Here is an 18,198-nt window from a genome sequence, read left to right as displayed (position 1 = left end):
GGCAATGGAATTCGGAGTAAACATGCTCTTTCCTCCATTTATTCCCGCTGCAAGGCGGCGAGACACTGCGAGACGGTCTAGTACACCGGGTCTATCCCATTAGTCGCTTCTCCCCTGGCCGCAGCTTCCGTGGCTTCGTTACTCCGGTTCGGAGGCAGGCACCTTTGTTTCCTTCTCCCAGCGGATCTCACTTCGCCCCTTGTCGTAGACGAAGCGCAGGCTATCACCTTCTTCTATGTCGCCCTGCAATACGGCACTCGCTAGGCGCGTCTCGATCAGGGAACGGATCTGGCGACGAAGTTCGCGCGCACCGAATTCCGGCCGGTAGCCGACATCCGCCAAATGGTCGATGAGCGAGTCGTCGAACTCCACCGTCAAGCCCTGCCCGTGCGCGAGACGCTTCACGCGCTCGAGCTGCAGGCCTACGATGTCACGGATTTGTTCGCGGTCGAGTGCGTGGAACACGATGATCTCATCAATGCGGTTGATGAACTCCGGGCGGAGATAACGACGGAGCACGTTCAACAGTTCCGACTTCAATTCCGCGTCGTCCTTGCGCTTGCCTTTCGGGGCCTCGAGGTTGTCCCGGATAACATCGGAACCGATGTTGCTCGTGGCGATTATGATGGTATTGGTGAAGTCTACGACACGCCCTTTGCCATCAGTGAGCCGCCCATCCTCGAAGACCTGCAGCAGCACGTTCTGGACATCCATATGTGCTTTCTCGAACTCGTCCAGAAGAACGACACTGTACGGTTTTCTGCGTACCTTTTCGGTAAGCTGCCCCCCCTCCTCGAACCCGACGTATCCGGGAGGCGCCCCGATGAGGCGCGCGACCGTATGCCGTTCCATATACTCGCTCATGTCAATGCGGATCATCGCCTCTTCATCACCAAAGACCGTTTCCGCAAGGGCTTTGGTCAATTCCGTCTTTCCCACTCCCGTGGGTCCGAGGAAGAAGAAGGTTGCGATGGGACGGCGGCGGTCGCCCAGCCCGGCGCGAGACAAACGCACGGCATCGGATACGGCTCTTACCGCCTCGTCCTGACCGACGACCCGCTGATGCAGACGCTGTTCCATCTCCATCAGCCTGGTGCGCTCCTCCGTGGTGAGCTCTGCCACCGGAACGCCGGTCAGGCGCGACACGATCTGTGCCACATCCTCGACGCCCACCTGGTTAGCGCTGGTGCTTCGGGTCGTGTTCCATTCCTCCAGGCCTTGATCATAGTCGTCCTGGTGTTCTTCGATACGAGCTTCCAGCGCGTTCGCGCGCTCGAAATTCTTGCGGTTGGATGCGTAGTCACGCTCGCGCCGCAATTGGTCGATCTGCGCACCGAGCTCATGAAGCTCCGGCGGCCTTGAGGTGCCACCGATTCGTACCCGGGCAGCCGCCTGATCTATCAGATCGATGGCCTTATCCGGCAGGAACCGGTTGGTGACGTAGCGGTCGGCCATCTCCACGGCGGCGACAATCGCCTCGTCGGTGATAGTCACCTTGTGGTGAGCCTCCAGTCGATCCCTAAGCCCTCTTAGTATATTGATGGTCTGGTCAATCGTTGGTTCGGCGACGAACACCGGTTGCAGCCGCCGCTCCAGCGCAGCGTCTTTTTCGATGTACTTCTGGTATTCGCCCAGCGTGGTCGCCCCGACCAAATGCAATTCACCACGCGCCAGTTGGGGCTTGAGGGTATTCGCGACGTCCAGCCCGCCTTCGCCCCCGGTCGATCCGGCGCCGACAATGGTGTGCAGCTCGTCGATGAACAGCACAATCTCGTTTTGGTGGGACGTAATCTCGTCGAGGACTTGTTTGATCCGCTCCTCGAATTGACCACGATACTGGGAACCGGCCACCAGCGAGTTGATGTTTAGCTCAACCACCCGTTTGTTCTGCAACAGGTCCGGCACTTCATTGTGAACAATTCGCTGCGCCAGCCCTTCGACGATGGCGGTCTTGCCGACGCCAGGCTCACCGATAAGAACGGGGTTGTTCTTGCGGCGCCGGGAAAGAACCTCGATCAGGGTCTCGACCTCGGCCGCTCGCCCGATCACCGGATCCAGCTTGTCCTCGTTAGCCAATGCAGTGAGATCCCGACTGTACTTGTCCAGGGTGGGCGTGTCGCTTTGCTCCGGCAGTCGCCCCTCCTGCGCCCCCTTTCCGACCACCTGCACAGCCTTCTGCCGAAGACCGTGTGCAGAGAGGCCATAACGGTTCAGCAAGTCGCTGGCCAGCCCCTCCTCCTCGGCCAGACCGATCAGAAGGTGTTCGGGACCAATATAGCCATGCCCGAGGTCTCTCGACGCCTGGAAGGCGCGCTGTAGCGCGGCTTTCACCCGTGGGGAGACGCCGATCTTTGTAGGCCCGTCCGTTTCGGGTTCGCTCGCAGCTTTGGGTGTCAGTTGCTCAACCTGGGTCTTAAGGTCTTTGGCCGATAGCTGGTATCGCTTGAGGAGCGCCTGCACCACATCGTTATCGGCCAGCGCGTAAAGCAGGTGGCTGGTATCAATCAGCTGCGAACCCCACTCCGTCGCGGTAGCCGCGGCTTGCTGCAGAATCTGCTCGCTTTGCTCGCTAAGCAGGTCACCGAGGGCGACCGATTCGCTATCCTGCGGCCGGCCGTTCTCTCGACTGGCGACACTGCCAAAGCCGAAATCCTCGTCTCGTGCCAGCCGCTCGAAAAAATCGTCGGCGAGCAGCCCGCTTCCAAAAAGGGATTCAAACGGAGAGGCACTTCGTGCTCTCAGGCGCAAATAATCCGTTTGGCATACGTTGAGGGTGCGTCTTCGACCGGCTTGTGAAACGGTGACCTGCAGAGCCGCAGGGCGTTGCCGGCAGATATCGCATGATACTTGGGGTGATTGTTCCGCGCTCTTGCCCATGATGCCTCCGTTGTACCGCTGTGTGGCTTACAACAGTCGTATAGGAACGGCTAAGCCTTGGAGAAGGGGCGGAGCCCAGTGAAACCTGGGAGGGGGCAGAGCCCGAGAGAAGCTTAAAATTTCAGTATAGCGAGAGGTGGATCGAAAGCAAGGCGGAATCGGTGAAACCGGGACAGAACTATTTTCACGGGATCCAGCCTCCTGCCGTTCAACTTCGGGAGTAGGCTGTCAGTTGGCCAAAACAAAATTGTCGCCGCACATCACCGCTGATTCACTTCCTGGTTACGGCGTCGCTGCCGATAGCCATAGGTCGCGTTTCTGACGGTTTCTTCATCTTCCAAACCGGCCCCCAGGGCACCAGCGATAGTAGCTATCGAAGTCGCGAGCCAGGCAAGGGCCGTGTAATTGATAAGACCAGCCGTGTGGCCGATTTGGGCTTCCAGCATGTTGGCCGGAATGAAAACGAGGACTGCGAAACAGAATAGGCCAAACAGGATCGTATAATAAAATATGACCCCCGTGCTTAGCGTCAGTACCGTGACCGTATTATAGAGGCGAACCAGGTGAGGCGATGGAGCGCTTCTTATCGATTCCCAAAGGGTATGAGCAAGAATGATCCAGGCGATCATGGCCGTCATGGCGAGACCCATCAGCAGCACAAGGCGTGGCCAGCCATAATTGTTGCTGAGCTGCCAAAGGGTGGGAAACACCAGGCCATAGGCGCCGGTCGCGAACGCGACGGCGATGACACCCTTGAAAGAAGGAAAGATGGTCCAGGGGCGGTTGGCGCGCACCATGCCGGCCAGGATGCGAAGGTTCCCGTTGAGCCATGAATCGGCAATAAAGCGTACGTCGAAGGACTCTCCCTCGCCCGATAGTGTTACCCGTCGTATCGGGAACAGCTTCTCGTAGAGACGCCTACCCAGTAGTTGCCAGGCACCTTTGCCACGCAGGCTCTCGTGGACTTTATAGGATTGTTCGGTGCGCTGCTCTTGGCGGGCACGGTCCTCTTCTGAACTGCCATGATGCAGTTCGTTGACCAGTTGCAGGATCGCTTCGCTCAGGCGACGGCGTATTGCAGTAATACCGAAGGCAGGCAATGAAATCATCGCCACGCCATTCATTGTGCTGGTTTCCGCGATCACGAAGCGCCCATGTTTGCGGATCGGAAGATCGGTAATACAGATCGCGTAGTCCCACTGCTGATGCCGCTTGTACTCAAGAATACTCTCGATAATATCGTTGGAAGCCTCTGCAGCGCCGATCAACGGATCAACGACCAGTTGCACCTCCCAACTCAACCGGTCATCGACGTAGTTGGCCAGAAGTTCGGGTAACTGGTCGGTTACCTGTTCGGCTATTTCCGCGGACATCTCCGGGGCGGGTATAAGGCCCACCACTTTTCGGCATGCGTTTGCCGTCCGGCTCCCTTTTAGGGGTTCCTTGGTGTATTCCTCGTTTCTAGGCTTTGACATAAGCGCTCCTCGACGACATGGTCGGCGCATTAGGGAGTTGGATCCTGTAAACCCCACCCTGGTATATCCAAGCTTAGATGAATATCAACATACCGCGACTCACGCTATAGTCATTGGAAAACCGATATGTGTCGGATTGTTTAATTCTGACGGCCTTGGCGAACCACCTACATTGACCGCTTTGCTACCCGTTTGCGGCCAAGGGCACCCAACAAGGCGAGCCCTAAGTGAAGAGCAAAGTGACCCGGATATTCGGGCGCGCTGCCGGCTGCGCTACGCGCGCACCGATGCTGAAACAAACAATCCTGAGCTTCGCCGCACTGGCTCTTACGACGCCGATCGCCCTGCATAGGCCAATGAGGAGATCCGATGACCTATCCGGACACACGCCTGACCGACACGGCTGAGCAGCGTTTCGGCGTCACCGTCGCTGATCCGTTCCGCTGGCTGGAAAACGATCCGCGCCAAGACGCAGAAGTGGCTGATTGGATCAAGGCGCAGAATGCGTTGTCGGCCGCTTACCTCGCCAACCTTGCCGGGCGGGAAGTATTCCAGCAACGTCTGACAGCGCTGTTCGACCATGCAACCGCAACCCCACCGGTTGAACGCGGGGGCCTCTACTTCTTCACCCGCAACAGCGGCCTCGATAATCAGGCGCAGCTTGTGGTTCGGGATGGATCGAATGGCGAGAACCGCCCCCTGATCGACCCCAATACCTGGGCCGAGGATGGCACTGTGGCGCTGGCCGAGTGGGCGCCCTCCGGCGATGGATCGCTTCTCGCCTTCGCCATGCAGGACGGCGGTTCGGACTGGCGGACGATACGGGTGATGGACACGGCCACCGGCGAGATGCTTGACGACATGGTCGAATGGGCTCGCTTCACCAACATCGCCTGGAAGGGAGACAGCTCGGGCTTCTACTACTCGCGGTTTCCCGAGCCGGAGGCCGGCGCAAGTTTCAACGCTGGCATAGACGCGCATGCGGTTTACTTTCACCAGCTCGGCACGCCGCAATCCGAGGATAGGTTGGTTCATGCCCCCTTGCCCGGACAGCCGCTGCTTCACACCGTGGATGTCACTCCGGATGGCCGCTACCTGATCGTCTACACCTCGGCGCTGACTGGCGGGGCGGCGATAACCGTCACGGATTTGTCCGCTGCCAATCCTTCGCCCCGGTCGATCGTCGAGCGTTATGATGCCAGTTGGATCCTGCTGGGCAATGTCGGCTCGGTTCTCTACCTTGCCACCCAGATGGATGCCCCACGCGGCCGGGTGATGGCCCTCGATCTTGCAGAGGCAGAACCGGAATTCGTGGAGTTGATCCCTGAAAAGAAGGATGCCGTCCTGCGCGAGGGCTCGGCGGCCGTGCTGGGCGACCGGCTCATCCTATCCTACATGGTGGATGCACAGACGCAGGTCGAGCGCTACCGGCTAGACGGCACCTTCGAGGGCCAGGTCGACCTGCCAGGCCCCGGTACCACCGGCGCGTTTCACGGCAGGCCGGGGGACGACGAAGCGTTCTTCGCCTTCACCAGCTATGACGCACCCGTGACGATCCTCCGTCTTGAGCTAGCTGCGAACCGCACCACGGTCTGGGCTACGCCTGATCTGGCGGTCGATCTCGACGAGATTGTGGTGGAGCCACAGTTCTACACATCCGAGGATGGGACGCGGGTGCCCCTGTTCGTCGTGCGCCGACAAGAGGTGACGGGCCCGGCACCGACAATGCTCTATGCCTACGGTGGCTTTGCAATCAGCATGGTGCCGCATTTCTCGCCCGCTGCGATGGCCTGGGTTGAACAGGGCGGTGTCTATGCCGTGGCTAATATCCGGGGCGGCGGCGAATACGGCAGCGCCTGGCACCATGCCGGGCGGCGCGAGAACAAGCAGAACGTCTTCGATGACTTTATCGCCGCCGGGGACTATCTGATCGCGAAGGGCATCACGCCGGCTGACGGTCTCGCCATCCACGGCGAGTCCAATGGCGGGCTGCTGGTCGGGGCAGTGGTCAATCAACGGCCAGACCTGTTCGCGGCAGCCCTGCCAGGCGTGGGCGTCATGGACATGCTGCGGTTTGACCGCTTCACCAGCGGGTCAATGTGGGTGGAAGAGTTCGGCAGCCCAGCCGTGGAGGATGCGTTCCACAACCTTCTGTCCTATTCGCCATTGCACACCATCCGCGACAGGGAGCGCTATCCCGCAATCCTCGCCACCACGGCCGACACGGACAACCGCGTCGTCCCGGCGCATTCGTTCAAGTATGTCGCCACCCTTCAGGCTGCCGATATCGGACCACGGCCGCACCTGCTTCGCGTCGAGACCCGCGCCGGCCACGGGACTGGCACACCCACGGGCATGGCAATAGAGCAGATCGCTGACATGTGGGCCTTTGCAGCACAATGGACGGGGCTTAATGTGGCGGATCACGACTGAGGGTTGCGCGACATAAAACGACAGCGCCGGGGCGAACCCGGCGCTGATATCGTAAATGGCAAAACAAATTGACGGTTAGCAGCGGAAACCGGCTGACGCGGTAAAGGTGTCGATCTTGTAGTCGCTGTCAAAGTCGTAGCGCTCGTATTCGGCACGGACCAGGAAGGGATCGAAGTTGAACTGCGCACCGACACCGTAGACCGGATCGGAACCGTCCTGATCTTCAAGATCAACCCTAGCATCGCCCAGATTACCGTCGACGTTCGATAACAAGGAAGATTCGGTTACGGCAGGTAAGCTTTTGTTGTAAAAAAAGCGCCTCTACCGGGAAGGGAGAGGCGCTTCGGTCATCGACTCAGCGCGGTAAACGGTGCGTCTTTAACGTCGGCGATTAGCGGTGCCGAATAGCGGTGCAGCTTTTGTGAAAGCGAAAGGTGTGACGCTTTCTGGCGTCCCCTGCATTGTTATGCCACTACAATGCTAACGACATGGCTCACCATATGCGCAAACGCGTGAGCGATAATCGCCGCCTCCAAGCCGTATCGCCAGAACAGGAAGCCGAAAAGTATGCCGAAGACAGTGTTCGCGCCGACGACGAACGCTGCTACGTCAGCGGTCAACTCCCCGACCTGGGCTGCAGCAGCTGGCAGGTGACCTGCCCCAAATAAGAGTGCGCTTACGACAATGGCGAGCCAGATATAAACGATCTGTGGTGTACCTTTTCGACGCTGCAAGAGTCGCCACGCTATCCAAACCAGTACCGTCATTAGCCCCCACCGTAAAAGCAACTCCTCCGTGATACCGCCATAGAGAACGCGGGCGATTAGTGGCACGGTGAACGGCTGCTCCACGTCAGCAAGCTCCGCAGGGGCATAGCCGCCAATCGCAAAGAGCCCAAGCCCACCCAGAAACCCGCCAAGAAGCCCGGGGTGCAGTTGGGGTCAGAGTGCTGCGGCTACCGACTGACGGGTTACCGCTGCCTCAAACGCGGGCGCACTGAGGCCAACCTTCGGTGCAAGCAACACGCCCAACCACACGACAAGCGCGACAAGGAGCCCGCTCTGCATGATGCTCGCCGCCAACACCAACCACGAGGGTAAAGGCAGTGACGCGTCACCCAAAACCTGGGGAAGTACCGTGACGGTGAGAGCAATCACACCGAACATACCTGCAAAGAACAGGAGCAAGCCGAGCTTAAGTCTCGGAAATCTGATGGCATCAATCGTTGTCATAGGCACATCCTGTGGCTCATTATCCCGCGATAACCTTACCCCATTAACTCAACGAAACCACGTCCCGCAGTGCATTCTTGAAGTGTGTGAAGGCGGACGTTTGCTGTCGGCGACTCGGATAGTAAAGGTAGTAACCAGCGAACGGCTCACACCACTCTTCCAGCGCACGTACCAGCGTACCAGAAGCTATTTGTCTGCTAACGATGTCCTCAAGGATGTACGCAAAGCCGTACCCCTCGGTTGCAGCGGCAACCATCAAATCGCTGTCGTTGAAAATTGGGCCTCGGCCAGGTTTGACGGAGAGGTTGCGCCCATCCTTTTCGAAATCCCAAGGCGATAACTCCCCGCTGCGATTTCTGAAACTGATGCAGGAGTGCTGGGACAGTTCGGAAGGTTGTTTCGGTGTACCGTGTTGCGAGAGATAAGAGGGCGCGGCGACAACAGCGACCCGCATTCGAGGGCCAATTGGCAGTGCCACCATATCGTTCTCAAGCCTTTCGCCCAGCCGGATGCCAGCGTCAAACCTACCCGCGATGAGATCCACGAAGTCGTTTTCGACGGAGACTTCGATTTCAATACCCGGATGCTGTCGAATCAAAGAACTCAGCGCTGGCCAGAGAATCGTGTCGGCTGCGTGTTTTCCGGCGCTTACCCTGACAGTACCAATCGGTTCATCGCGCAAGCTAGCGAGCAACTTGATTTCGTTGGTCACCTCGTCGAGCGCGGGCGAGAGTTTTGTCAGCAGACGGGTGCCAGCATGCGTTGGCGAAACACTGCGCGTCGTGCGCGCCAGAAGCCTGATCCCAATGTCTTCCTCCAACCGCTTGAGCGTTTGGCTGAGCGCCGACTGAGTGACGCCCAGCCGCTTAGCTGCCCGCGTAAAACTGCCTTCAGCAGCGATAATACGGAAAATTTCCAGATCGCCGAGTAGGCTTGGGCGCATTCGTTAGCTCTCCTTCTAGACCCTATAATTAATAAGCAGGTTATCGTCATTGATTAGTGAGTCTACTATGTAACAACATGACAGATAAGGAGCAACTTATGGCTAGCAACTGGCTCATCACGGGCGCAAGCCGTGGATTAGGTATGGAGCTCGCCCGTGCGGCGCTTGCTGCTGGTGAAACTGTCGTCGCTACGGCTCGGTCTGCGAACGACGTTAAGGAAGCACTTGGATCAAACAGCAGACTACACGCGCTGGCACTCGATATTACGGACGAAGGTGCGGCGGTCGCCGTGGCACAGGAGGCAGTCAATAGGCTTGGCACGATCGACGTATTGGTCAACAACGCTGGCCAAGCACAGCTCGGCTGGTTCGAGACGATCAGCAGCGCACAAGTGCGGCGGCAGTTCGAGGTGAATGTCTTCGGCACGATGAACATAACCCGTGCTGTGACTCCCCACATGCGTGCGTGCCAGTCAGGCCTTATCGTTACCATCTCCTCCGTTAACGGGCTGCTCGCAAATCCGGGAGGATCGATCTACGCATCGTCAAAATTTGCCATTGAGGGCTGGATCGAGGGATTTGCACAGGAACTGGCTCCCCTCAATATCAAATCGATGGTGGTTGAGCCGGGAATGCTGCGTACAGATTTCCTTGACGACAAGTCAGCCGCGCACGGTGATATCGAAGTGCCCGATTATGCAGAATCGACCCGGCAGTTTCGCTCGTTTATCGCAGCCGCCAATCATAACCAACCTGGTGACCCGGTCAGGCTCGCAGAAAGAATAGTCACCCTCGGCATGTCGAACGAGCCACCCGCCCGTTTCGTCTTTGGTGACGATGCACAGGAGTGGGCCACCGACAAGGTAAATCGTCTCAAAATGGAGATCGAACAGTCGGTTAATATCGCGAACGGAAATTAAATCAATGGAATCAGAGTCATTGATTTTGTGGCCGCTCTACCTGCAAACGCTTCAAGCGCTTTTCCTGTCAAACGGTAGCCTCCCACTCATGTTCGGTGACCACGTCGGTCTTAACGGAGCTGGAGATAACGCCAGCAAGTCGCCTGTTGCAGCACCAGCGTCATTAGTTGCCATCATTCTTGTGCTGCGAGCCCCGCTGCTTCGCGCGACCTGCAATCAAGGAACCAATGACGATGAGCACACTGGCACTCAATACGGCTACCGTGGCCTCGCCGTATCCCGCCAGGATCAGTAGCACCACCGAAATGAGTGGCGCGCTGTAGGCTAGGGTGCCCAGTAGCTGGATGTTCCCGTGCTTGACGCCATAGTCCCAGGTAAAGAAAGCAATTCCCACTGGCCCAAGGCCCAGCCCAGCCACGCCTACCCATTGCATCAAGCCATCTGGCCACACCGTCTCTTCCCACAGCATATGGCACCCTAAAGCCAGCAGCGCCGTCACGCCGCAGAACCAACCGACGGCATCGGTTGGTACTGTACGCACCAACCTGCTGAGCACGGAGTAAGAAGACCAAATCAATGCACACGCCAGCGCTACGAGATAACCGGGTAGGTTCTCCCAAGCAAATCCTCCAGAATTTCGGCTGATCAATAACCAACAACCTACCAGTGCCACCAAGGCGCCAACGATAGACTGAGCTCGCAGCCTCTCGTCCGGCAACAGGGCAGAAAGCAGAACGATCAGTAGTGGCCAGAGGTAAGCCAACAGGCTGACCTCCACCGCTGGTGCTAGCGTCATCGCCTTGAAATAGGCAAAGTGATAACCGAATAACCCGACGATACCGATACACCAGGCAAACGGCGGCTGGCGTATATAGCGAACGCCCGTATGGCCAGCCAAGACCCAACGCCCACCCATCAACAGAAACGCAATGCCGAAAGTCATGGCCATCAGTTGGAACTCTGGAATCTCTCCGCCGGATAGCTTGGTCAGCAAAGCCAACGTGCCCCAAAGCAGCACGGAAATGGATCCGATCCAGGTAGCGGCGCTCACGGTTGCCATGTCTCTCTCCCCCGAAATTGTCGTGCGTTAGCGGTGACGGGAGAGCGTATCCATAGCATCGATGAGGATCTTTTGAATCCTGGCGGAATTATGTCGAGAGACGGCGGAAGTGGCTAGGCGGTTTACCAAAGTGGCGTCTGAAGCGGTCGCTGAAGGCCGATAACGACGAGTAGCCCACCGCATCAGCCACCCGCTGAACGCTGAGACCTGACTGCTCCAGAAGCCGCCACGCCTCTTTCATCCGTACATCTGTGAGATATTGATGAGGCGTCACACCTACCTGATGGCGAAAAAGCTCGTTCAACTGACGAATGCTCAGATGGGCCACACTGGCTACCTCGGCCATGGAAACCGGTCGCTGAAAGTGATCATCCAGAAACTGTTGCGCTGCGTGAATCCTGCGATCCAGCTGCAATTGACTTCCATGGCGCTCTTGCAGCAGTTGGATCAGCAATAGCAGCATGTGATGCTGGGTAGCGCCCGCCACAGTCCCGCTCATGGCCTGAGCATGTAGGAACTGGATGTAATGGTGCAGTGCCAAATCAAGCTCGGCGAAACAAGGCAGCTTATCTAGCGCAGGCGCCAGCCCTTCTGGCAAATCGACCACCAAAAACCGGTTATCTTCTGTTGCAGCAAACCCATGGATGCTTCCTGAAGGAATGATCGCCGCACGGTGCTGTGCCACCTCCCCCGACATGGCATCTATCGACAGAAACAGCGTACCGACCAAGGGTAGTACCAGTTGATGATGGTCGTGGGAATGACGTTTCACTTCATCGTCATAAGTGCGTATGTGCAGCCCCATATTGGGATGTTTCATGACCTTACTCAACAATCGCGGGCATATTTACTTCCTTGGCCTGATTCACGGGCTCTGTGCCGTGGGTCTTTGGGTAACGCTCGCTGGATGGACGAAAACGGCAACCCTTGCGGGGGCTTCCAGGCTCGGTGCATCACGAGAGAAGCACCGGTGCCCTTTCAACGGGTGTACCCATTTTAGGGAAGTCTGGGTGACCGCATGGTGAGATTACGCGTGTGACATCACGCAAGTCTCAGAAGCTTTCATAAAATGAAAATTTGACTATTGAGTATCTAATAAAATCTCGACTCGCTCTTTTCCTCGACCGATGTTATTTCTTTTCAACCTGATGGGCCCGATCTCACTGGTCGTTCTGACATGGGTTCCCCCGCAAGGTACTTTTGAGAACCCCTCAATCTCCCAATATCTGCGCTCGTTTTTACTGTCATCAAAGCCAGTCTGTATCGTTAACCCTGATTGAATAATTCGGTTTGCCTCATCGGCAAATCCTTGCAACATGGGAGATATGCTTTCAGGCCACTCAAAATCTATCCGCGCTTTATTTTGGGCGATATGGGCACCCACTTTTTTTATCCCTGGCACCGCTTTATAAAACAGCTCCAGAACAAGTTCGGCAGCAAAATGGAGACGCATAAGCCGGTAGCGCCTTTCCCAGTCAATTTCTATGCGGACAGATTGGCCAAGCCCAAGCTGATGATCGTCAGGTAAGGTGTAGATGATCTCGGAACCTTTTTTCACTGCTGAAATAACCGGATAACCCCCAATAGTTCCGTAATCGCTCTCCTGCCCACCTGAAAAGGCAAAAAAGATGGTTGATTCTAAAGTAATCTGAGTTCCATCAACTGAAGCAACGAATGTATCGTGGTCAGTTTGGTATGGGTTTTGCCAAAATACTTTTTGTGTCATGACACACCTCAGTTGAAAGCCCCGCATCTAACGCTGCAGCATGCGCGCCTTGTTAGTGGAGGCGAAAGCCGCAACGAACAAGGCATCGGCGTGCCTGGCTGATGATAAGTGACCGCTAGCTGCTCAGATATGATCGTCTGAGCTCTAATATACGCCTTGCGATGCTTAAATCTTGGGACACCCAGCGCCTTAAGGCCCGCAACGCCACTCGCCCTGCCAGTCACGCTGAGCGCCGTCGGCCCGGTCATACGTCAACGTTGCCGGCCTTGGCGGCGACTCTCCGCCTTCGGTGGGCTCACCGGTGACCTCGATGTGGACGGTCTTGCCCTTGCCATTGAAGGTCGGAGACTCGGTTATGCCATTGAAGCCACCAGGTGCCGACACGCGCTCCACGTAACCGGCGACCTTGACCACCCCTTGCGCTGCATCGGACGACCCTACATTGCCCATGGCAATCAGTAACACCTCTCCGTCATCCGTGGTGAACTGGCACCCCAGCTCCCCGGGAAGGCTGGCCTCGTTCATGTCCTCCTCCGTGAGAGCATTCAGCGTAATCTCGGAACCATCACCGCCCTGGGTCTGCCCCGAAGGAGCAGCGCCTTCCTGTTTGTCGGAATCATTGGACGCCTCGGCTGACGGCGAGGTCGACGACGATTGCGCCGCCTCTTCCTCTGCGTCCGGGGAGGGAGTCGAGCAGCCGGTGATCAAAGTGATGGCCAGCAAACCTGCTAACAGGGTGAGGGCGAGATTTGCACCGCGTTTGGTAAAGGGCATGGTGCCTCCTGAAAAAATAAAAACCTACTGAAGAGTAACTCGTACAACCATGAATAATCAGCCCGTAAAGGCCACTGGGACTATATCTCAGCGACGACCGGGCCCGAAGGGCCGTATTGCTTGCGATGATAAGGAGCAATGGCCATATAGCGCTGGACAACCTTTCCGTCATTCAGAATCGCAGCCTCCCGACTTACACCATTCGCTTTAATCCCTATCGCCGAAGGCTTTTGTGTTTGTGGCAACGGATATTTATTTCCCGAATTCCGTGTTCAATAGCCTTCTCGATAGTGAGCTTCATAAGTGTATTACCAAAGCCCCCTTGCCCCGATTGGAACGTCGCTATCTCGCTCTAAACCACCAACGACAGCAGAGCCGAAGAGATAAATGCCGATGATCGAATCACCCAGCACAGCTTCAACGACTGACTGTGCCTGCTTCGCTTCATCTGGTACCTCTGTAGCTGCCATATCTTCCAGGAGCACCTCTTCCGTCAACAGGGCCAGAAGTGGCCGTCAGCGACGCTTATGGCCTCCGGTGCACGGTTTGGTTAGAGCACATGGCACGATTTAGGAAGCCCACTGTGTTGACCTTCCCTACAGAAATGAGGCTTAGCCCGCAGTTGTCGTGGGGAAATCGTGTCTTTATTGGCAATGCCAGAAGACTATTTAGCAACTCCCGAATCATGTGCCCGTGAGTCACTACCAAGATTTTAGATGCAGCTTGAGAGAAGATTATCTCTTGCGCCTGCATGACACGCCCGAGAAATGCACCGGCTTGCTCAGTACCTGCTGGGTGAAGATAGCCAGATGAGTGGGGCATGTAAATCGGCTCTTCGTGAGAGACTAGGTTGTCGAGTATCAACTGGCCTTCGGCTAAACAAGGATGGACTTCAACAGCGAGCGACGCAGCTTGAGCGAAAGGTGCAACCGTATCCAAAGCTCTAGAGTAAGGAGAGCAAAGGATAGTCTCTATTTCAAATTCCATAAGACCGTCGACGATCGCTCGGGCCTGCCAATGCCCGAGCTGTGTCAAAGTATCCTCACAACCCGAACTAAGTGAGCCAGCCCGATTTGATTCTGTTTCAGCATGTCTCAACAAAAATATTTCCATATGTCTCATGCACTAACGTTTGGTTAAGGGGCGGGCTTTAGCCCGTCCCAGTGAGCGAAGCGAACGACTTGAACCACTAGTTAGGGGGGTACCACACTGTGTGATTATGCCGATTGCTGCAATGCTTCTACGGCGAGTTCAATTTTTGGGAGAAAATTTCTATAAATGCTCATAGCCGTTTCTGCATGCTCACCGGAAATGTAAATGTACCCTGGGCGCTCGAAAGACTCATGATGGCCTGAAGATAATAGATTAAGTCGTATAGGAAGCTCGCTGATCAAAGCGTGAGCTTCTGTGACTGCGGAGATTTCGGTTAGTGATAAAAGGCCGATTTTTGAAATTAGGCTTTGATAAATTGACTGGGAGTAATGCTCTGGAAAGAATGCCCCTTGATCTTCGTTGCTGTCGCCGCTTGGTGTGCCTATACCAACAAAAGCCCTTCTTGCCAGTTCTAACTCTGCGTGAAGTGCTGTCCTGATTGTCTTTGCTTCGTGAGTAATGTTGCGATCGTACTGTTTTCTAGATAAGCGTGCATTCATATAAAGAGTGAATATTACGCCTGAAAATCCGAGGAATCCCACGATGAGCGTTTGAAAGTCTTGCGCTAGCTGGTATAGACAGTTTGGCATAATAATTCCTGTAACTCCCTAACGCTCGCAATATATGGAGCGAGGAACGAGCGTACGGCGACCGCAGGGAGCGAATTTAATTGCTTTGTTAGTTCATTCACGACGAGCCAGTAAAAGCCCAACCCCAGCACTACCAAGTAGTCCAGCACAAACTCTATTGAACAGGCGACGCATAGAAGGGCGGGAGAACCAATGGCGCAGCGCTTTGCCAAAAAATGCATACCCGGCTATTGCTACCCACTCAAGCATTAAAAACAGCACACCTAATATCAAGAATTGGAATCCAACAGAGCCTGTAGGGTCAACAAACTGAGGCAGGAAAGCTGTAAAAATCAAAATAGCCTTGGGGTTCCCTGCCGCCAGAAAGAATTCTTGCCTCGCCAGTTGGAAAAGGCTTTTTCCACCCAGAGCTTCGTTCCCACCGGCGGTTGGGTCTGCAGTCCACAACTGAAAGGCCAGCCAAAGTAGATAGAGCCCTCCTACTACTTTTATAGCGAGAAATAATTTTTCAGATGTATACAGCACTGTTGCTAGCCCTGTAGCAGCAAGCGTGATCATGCCCACAAATGCGACCAAACGGCCTAAGCCAGCATAACAGGCGGCCTTAATGCCGTAGCGCTTTGCGTTCGCCATCGAAAGCAAGTTATTTGGACCAGGTGCCATGTTCAAAGCAAAACATGCTGGTATGAATAACAGGATGGTCATTAAAGTCATAACTGATTCTCCTTTAACGCCTGCAGCACGTGCGGCTTTGTAGTGGAGGCGAAGCCGCAACGAAAAAGCCGACACAGTGCCTGCAATTGTTAGTTGTTTCTTTTGTTGAAGTACATATCGGCCTCAACGAACCTCTTCCTATTTTCTTCCTTTACATCAACTAGGGCATCCCTAATGCGCCCAACATATGCATCCCATTTGACTTTATTGTATTTCTTTATGGCATTTAGAACGAAGAATTCGGTCATATGGAATAAATCCAAAGTATTGCTTGGACGAAATTTTCTTAGCTCTTCGTAATAGCTGTGATAATCATTCAACTCTATTGATTTAGAGAACTTAATAAGCTCTAGCAAGCTTTCAACTTTCCGTTCTTCATGTAGATTAGACGGCTTATCAATAGAGAGAATAACTTCTTTATCTATCTCTTCAAACCATTTCTTATGGTTATATTCTGGCAGCCCTTTTTTTACATTACGATCCAAATACTCTAAGTTAAAAGATAACATCAGCTCAGACAAGAGCTTTTTCGCGACTCCGAGTTCCTCTCCAAAATAGTTACCTTTTAATAATTTGTTGAGTCTTTTCTCTTTCTCCTCTTTTTGTATATCTCCATCATCAATAGACAGAATGGAAAATTGTGGGACGTTAGTGCTCTCTAGCTCTTTGGCGTACATCAAAAATCCAAGCAAGCAGGCAGCTTGATTGACCCAGACTCCGGAAAGGATATATTTTCTCGGCAAGCTAGTGAACTCAGAAGCGATAACATCTATAACTTGTTTTGCTAGATTATCTTCTACGATCAAGAAAAACGGTGCGATATATTTATGAGTAAAACTACCCGCTCGAGTTTCGACAACATCTCCATTTGTACGCTTTTCAATGCTTCTTACGCCTAAAACATCAACCGACGGAAGCTCAATTTTAAATATTCTTTTATCTTTCACTCTTCTATGAACTCCGACAATGGATAATACCAACTAACGCTTTGCTCACCGGTAAATTAGGAGTGCAGCGAGTAATTTATCCGCGTGTAGCAACTTGTTAGACTCATCTCGATTGACTAAAAATAAAATCGACTGCATCCTTAGAAAAGCCATCTGTATAGACATCTGCTTTCTCATAATCAATAAACCGATATCTTTCTAGCAACTCATCTTTGCTTTTTTCGTCGGTTCTATAGTCAACAAGCTTTACGTGATTTTTATACCAATCTAGAAGAGGTTGGTCCCAGTATACGCCTTGGAAATTAGATACCATTCTATAGAGACATATACGAAGGTAGTCATCATGTAAGGGGAGGGAAAACCCGATAATTGACACACCCAAGTTCATACCACCGGCACGCCCCCAACCCCACCAAAAATCCAGAAATGGATTGGCATAGACAATTTTCATATGCGAAGGGGAAAGAATCATGGGTACAGCTGGTGGATCATAATTTCCATAGAAACGGTCTATGTTCTTTAACCTATATATATTTAATAGCGGATCATCCTCATTTCTAGGACCATCAACTAACGGGCAGTGGCCGTACTTATCATTGTTATTGAAAATAGGATCATTAGGTGCCCCATCCACACCTTGTTTTTTAAAAGCATCCAAGCCGTGAAGGTAGGACTTATTGCTAAACCAATCTAAAGAGCCATGCAGCTTTAATATCGTAACTTCGTCTCTGGAGTCGTCTACCGTATTAAATCCGTCACCGATCTTGCTGTATCGATGAGGAAAGAGCCGATAAGGCTTTCCAACATGATCAAGAGCCCGTTCAAGCACCACATCATAATTAAGAGTTATTACAATATCATTTAGTGACAACCTCTCAGCAAACTCATAATATTCTTGTGGCAAAGAGTCTTTGCTTGGCGTTCGCTCATGAATTATTTGGCCAATAAATCTTTTCACGAATAACTGAGCTGCATTACCATGCTCACTTAAGGTATCGCCACCCTCTAATCCCAGAAAATGCTCGATATCGAGATAGGACATAAACTCTTCCAAGTCTATGTTTTCGACACTCAACTCAACACCATCGCTTCTTTTTCGGTAATTTATATAGTCCTGAAGCGCCCAATGAAAGCGATTATCTTTCCCATGCAGCCGCTCCACTCGCCTAACAACTTCAGGGTACAATTCTGCCGCAGTGGGCAGGCCGGCAGGAACAGAGAAACCAGCCCCAAGCACAAAAATTCGAAACCCAGGATGCTCTTTGTTCATTCCTACAACCTCTTTATTTTTAGAAAGATCCATCAAAGCTTGCTTGAGCCTTTTTCCCTTTAATTTCTTACCAACTCCACCCATG

At 54.0% G+C, this 18,198-nt stretch carries 17 protein-coding genes; 2 read left to right on the top strand and 15 right to left on the bottom strand.

The features are described 5' to 3' along the window. Nucleotides 1–138: 138 nt before the first annotated feature. Together OM794_RS05420 and OM794_RS05415 are read right to left on the bottom strand one after the other, a co-directional pair. Nucleotides 139–2,877 carry an ATP-dependent Clp protease ATP-binding subunit gene (locus OM794_RS05420; protein WP_226248367.1) on the bottom strand — a complete coding sequence of 913 codons (2,739 nt, stop codon included), beginning with the start codon at nt 2,875–2,877 and terminating at the stop codon, nt 139–141. Between the two features lie 260 nt (nt 2,878–3,137). Continuing rightward, a complete protein-coding gene (locus OM794_RS05415) occupies nt 3,138–4,352 on the bottom strand; it encodes a hypothetical protein (protein ID WP_226248365.1) in 1,215 nt (404 codons plus the stop codon). Nucleotides 4,353–4,721: 369 nt separating this feature from the next. Between OM794_RS05415 and OM794_RS05410 the strand changes: the two genes are divergently transcribed. Then, nucleotides 4,722–6,785 (top strand): prolyl oligopeptidase family serine peptidase, encoded by a 2,064-nt coding sequence (locus tag OM794_RS05410; protein WP_226248363.1) that lies wholly within the window; start codon nt 4,722–4,724, stop codon nt 6,783–6,785. 75 nt (nt 6,786–6,860) lie between these two features. Here the strand turns inward: OM794_RS05410 and OM794_RS05405 are convergent, their stop codons facing one another. From OM794_RS05405 to OM794_RS05390, 4 genes are all read right to left on the bottom strand, one after another. Next, nucleotides 6,861–7,058: a porin family protein gene (locus tag OM794_RS05405; protein WP_226248362.1), complete on the bottom strand. Its 198-nt coding sequence runs from the start codon at nt 7,056–7,058 to the stop codon at nt 6,861–6,863. Nucleotides 7,059–7,249: 191 nt separating this feature from the next. Then, nucleotides 7,250–7,618: a type II CAAX prenyl endopeptidase Rce1 family protein gene (locus tag OM794_RS23310; protein WP_226248761.1), complete on the bottom strand. Its 369-nt coding sequence runs from the start codon at nt 7,616–7,618 to the stop codon at nt 7,250–7,252. A gap of 108 nt (nt 7,619–7,726) precedes the next feature. Beyond that, nucleotides 7,727–8,017 carry a hypothetical protein gene (locus OM794_RS05395; protein WP_226248360.1) on the bottom strand — a complete coding sequence of 97 codons (291 nt, stop codon included), beginning with the start codon at nt 8,015–8,017 and terminating at the stop codon, nt 7,727–7,729. Between the two features lie 43 nt (nt 8,018–8,060). Then, the gene (locus OM794_RS05390; protein WP_226248358.1) at nt 8,061–8,960 is read right to left on the bottom strand and encodes a LysR family transcriptional regulator; all 900 of its coding nucleotides are present in this window, start codon (nt 8,958–8,960) and stop codon (nt 8,061–8,063) included. A gap of 98 nt (nt 8,961–9,058) precedes the next feature. On the opposite strand from OM794_RS05390, the gene OM794_RS05385 reads away from it, so the two are divergent. After that, nucleotides 9,059–9,880, top strand: a complete 822-nt coding sequence (locus tag OM794_RS05385; RefSeq protein ID WP_226248356.1) for an SDR family NAD(P)-dependent oxidoreductase — start codon at nt 9,059–9,061, stop codon at nt 9,878–9,880. 163 nt (nt 9,881–10,043) lie between these two features. On the opposite strand, the gene OM794_RS05380 is transcribed toward OM794_RS05385, so the two are convergent. The 9 genes from OM794_RS05380 to OM794_RS05340 all read right to left on the bottom strand — a co-directional run bounded on the left by OM794_RS05380 (nt 10,044) and on the right by OM794_RS05340 (nt 18,197). Further along, complete coding sequence (locus OM794_RS05380) at nt 10,044–10,940, bottom strand: DMT family transporter (RefSeq protein ID WP_226248354.1); 897 nt, start codon at nt 10,938–10,940, stop codon at nt 10,044–10,046. Between the two features lie 88 nt (nt 10,941–11,028). Then, nucleotides 11,029–11,760 carry an AraC family transcriptional regulator gene (locus tag OM794_RS05375; RefSeq protein WP_226248352.1) on the bottom strand — a complete coding sequence of 244 codons (732 nt, stop codon included), beginning with the start codon at nt 11,758–11,760 and terminating at the stop codon, nt 11,029–11,031. A gap of 261 nt (nt 11,761–12,021) precedes the next feature. Beyond that, nucleotides 12,022–12,666, bottom strand: a complete 645-nt coding sequence (locus OM794_RS05370) for an alanyl-tRNA editing protein (RefSeq protein WP_226248350.1) — start codon at nt 12,664–12,666, stop codon at nt 12,022–12,024. 189 nt (nt 12,667–12,855) lie between these two features. Then, nucleotides 12,856–13,440 carry a hypothetical protein gene (locus tag OM794_RS05365; RefSeq protein ID WP_226248348.1) on the bottom strand — a complete coding sequence of 195 codons (585 nt, stop codon included), beginning with the start codon at nt 13,438–13,440 and terminating at the stop codon, nt 12,856–12,858. A 525-nt stretch (nt 13,441–13,965) separates the two neighbouring features. Further along, nucleotides 13,966–14,553, bottom strand: a complete 588-nt coding sequence (locus OM794_RS05360; RefSeq protein WP_226248347.1) for a histidine phosphatase family protein — start codon at nt 14,551–14,553, stop codon at nt 13,966–13,968. Nucleotides 14,554–14,657: 104 nt separating this feature from the next. Then, nucleotides 14,658–15,182: a hypothetical protein gene (locus OM794_RS05355; protein ID WP_226248345.1), complete on the bottom strand. Its 525-nt coding sequence runs from the start codon at nt 15,180–15,182 to the stop codon at nt 14,658–14,660. A gap of 93 nt (nt 15,183–15,275) precedes the next feature. Continuing rightward, a complete protein-coding gene (locus OM794_RS05350) occupies nt 15,276–15,896 on the bottom strand; it encodes a LysE family translocator (protein ID WP_226248343.1) in 621 nt (206 codons plus the stop codon). An 89-nt stretch (nt 15,897–15,985) separates the two neighbouring features. Further along, nucleotides 15,986–16,843, bottom strand: coding sequence for a hypothetical protein (locus tag OM794_RS05345; RefSeq protein WP_226248340.1), 858 nt, complete (start codon nt 16,841–16,843; stop codon nt 15,986–15,988). Between the two features lie 103 nt (nt 16,844–16,946). Next, nucleotides 16,947–18,197 carry an SIR2 family protein gene (locus tag OM794_RS05340; protein WP_265154329.1) on the bottom strand — a complete coding sequence of 417 codons (1,251 nt, stop codon included), beginning with the start codon at nt 18,195–18,197 and terminating at the stop codon, nt 16,947–16,949. Nucleotide 18,198 lies beyond the last annotated feature (1 nt).

It is taken from the genome of Halomonas sp. BDJS001 (genome assembly GCF_026104355.1).
Classification (GTDB): domain Bacteria; phylum Pseudomonadota; class Gammaproteobacteria; order Pseudomonadales; family Halomonadaceae; genus Vreelandella.
The sequence above is the reverse complement of the archived record's forward strand: the minus strand, read 5'-3'. Positions and strand labels throughout refer to the sequence as shown.

Excerpts from the sequence above, each read along its gene's own strand:
- OM794_RS05420 (WP_226248367.1), bottom strand. The coding sequence starts at position 2,877 with ATGGGCAAGAGCGCGGAACAATCACCCCAAGTATCATGCGATATCTGC.
- OM794_RS05415 (WP_226248365.1), bottom strand. The coding sequence starts at position 4,352 with ATGTCAAAGCCTAGAAACGAGGAATACACCAAGGAACCCCTAAAAGGG.
- OM794_RS05410 (WP_226248363.1), top strand. The coding sequence starts at position 4,722 with ATGACCTATCCGGACACACGCCTGACCGACACGGCTGAGCAGCGTTTC.
- OM794_RS05395 (WP_226248360.1), bottom strand. The coding sequence starts at position 8,017 with ATGACAACGATTGATGCCATCAGATTTCCGAGACTTAAGCTCGGCTTG.
- OM794_RS05390 (WP_226248358.1), bottom strand. The coding sequence starts at position 8,960 with ATGCGCCCAAGCCTACTCGGCGATCTGGAAATTTTCCGTATTATCGCT.
- OM794_RS05385 (WP_226248356.1), top strand. The coding sequence starts at position 9,059 with ATGGCTAGCAACTGGCTCATCACGGGCGCAAGCCGTGGATTAGGTATG.
- OM794_RS05380 (WP_226248354.1), bottom strand. The coding sequence starts at position 10,940 with ATGGCAACCGTGAGCGCCGCTACCTGGATCGGATCCATTTCCGTGCTG.
- OM794_RS05375 (WP_226248352.1), bottom strand. The coding sequence starts at position 11,760 with ATGAAACATCCCAATATGGGGCTGCACATACGCACTTATGACGATGAA.
- OM794_RS05370 (WP_226248350.1), bottom strand. The coding sequence starts at position 12,666 with ATGACACAAAAAGTATTTTGGCAAAACCCATACCAAACTGACCACGAT.
- OM794_RS05365 (WP_226248348.1), bottom strand. The coding sequence starts at position 13,440 with ATGCCCTTTACCAAACGCGGTGCAAATCTCGCCCTCACCCTGTTAGCA.
- OM794_RS05360 (WP_226248347.1), bottom strand. The coding sequence starts at position 14,553 with ATGGAAATATTTTTGTTGAGACATGCTGAAACAGAATCAAATCGGGCT.
- OM794_RS05355 (WP_226248345.1), bottom strand. The coding sequence starts at position 15,182 with ATGCCAAACTGTCTATACCAGCTAGCGCAAGACTTTCAAACGCTCATC.
- OM794_RS05350 (WP_226248343.1), bottom strand. The coding sequence starts at position 15,896 with ATGACTTTAATGACCATCCTGTTATTCATACCAGCATGTTTTGCTTTG.
- OM794_RS05340 (WP_265154329.1), bottom strand. The coding sequence starts at position 18,197 with ATGGGTGGAGTTGGTAAGAAATTAAAGGGAAAAAGGCTCAAGCAAGCT.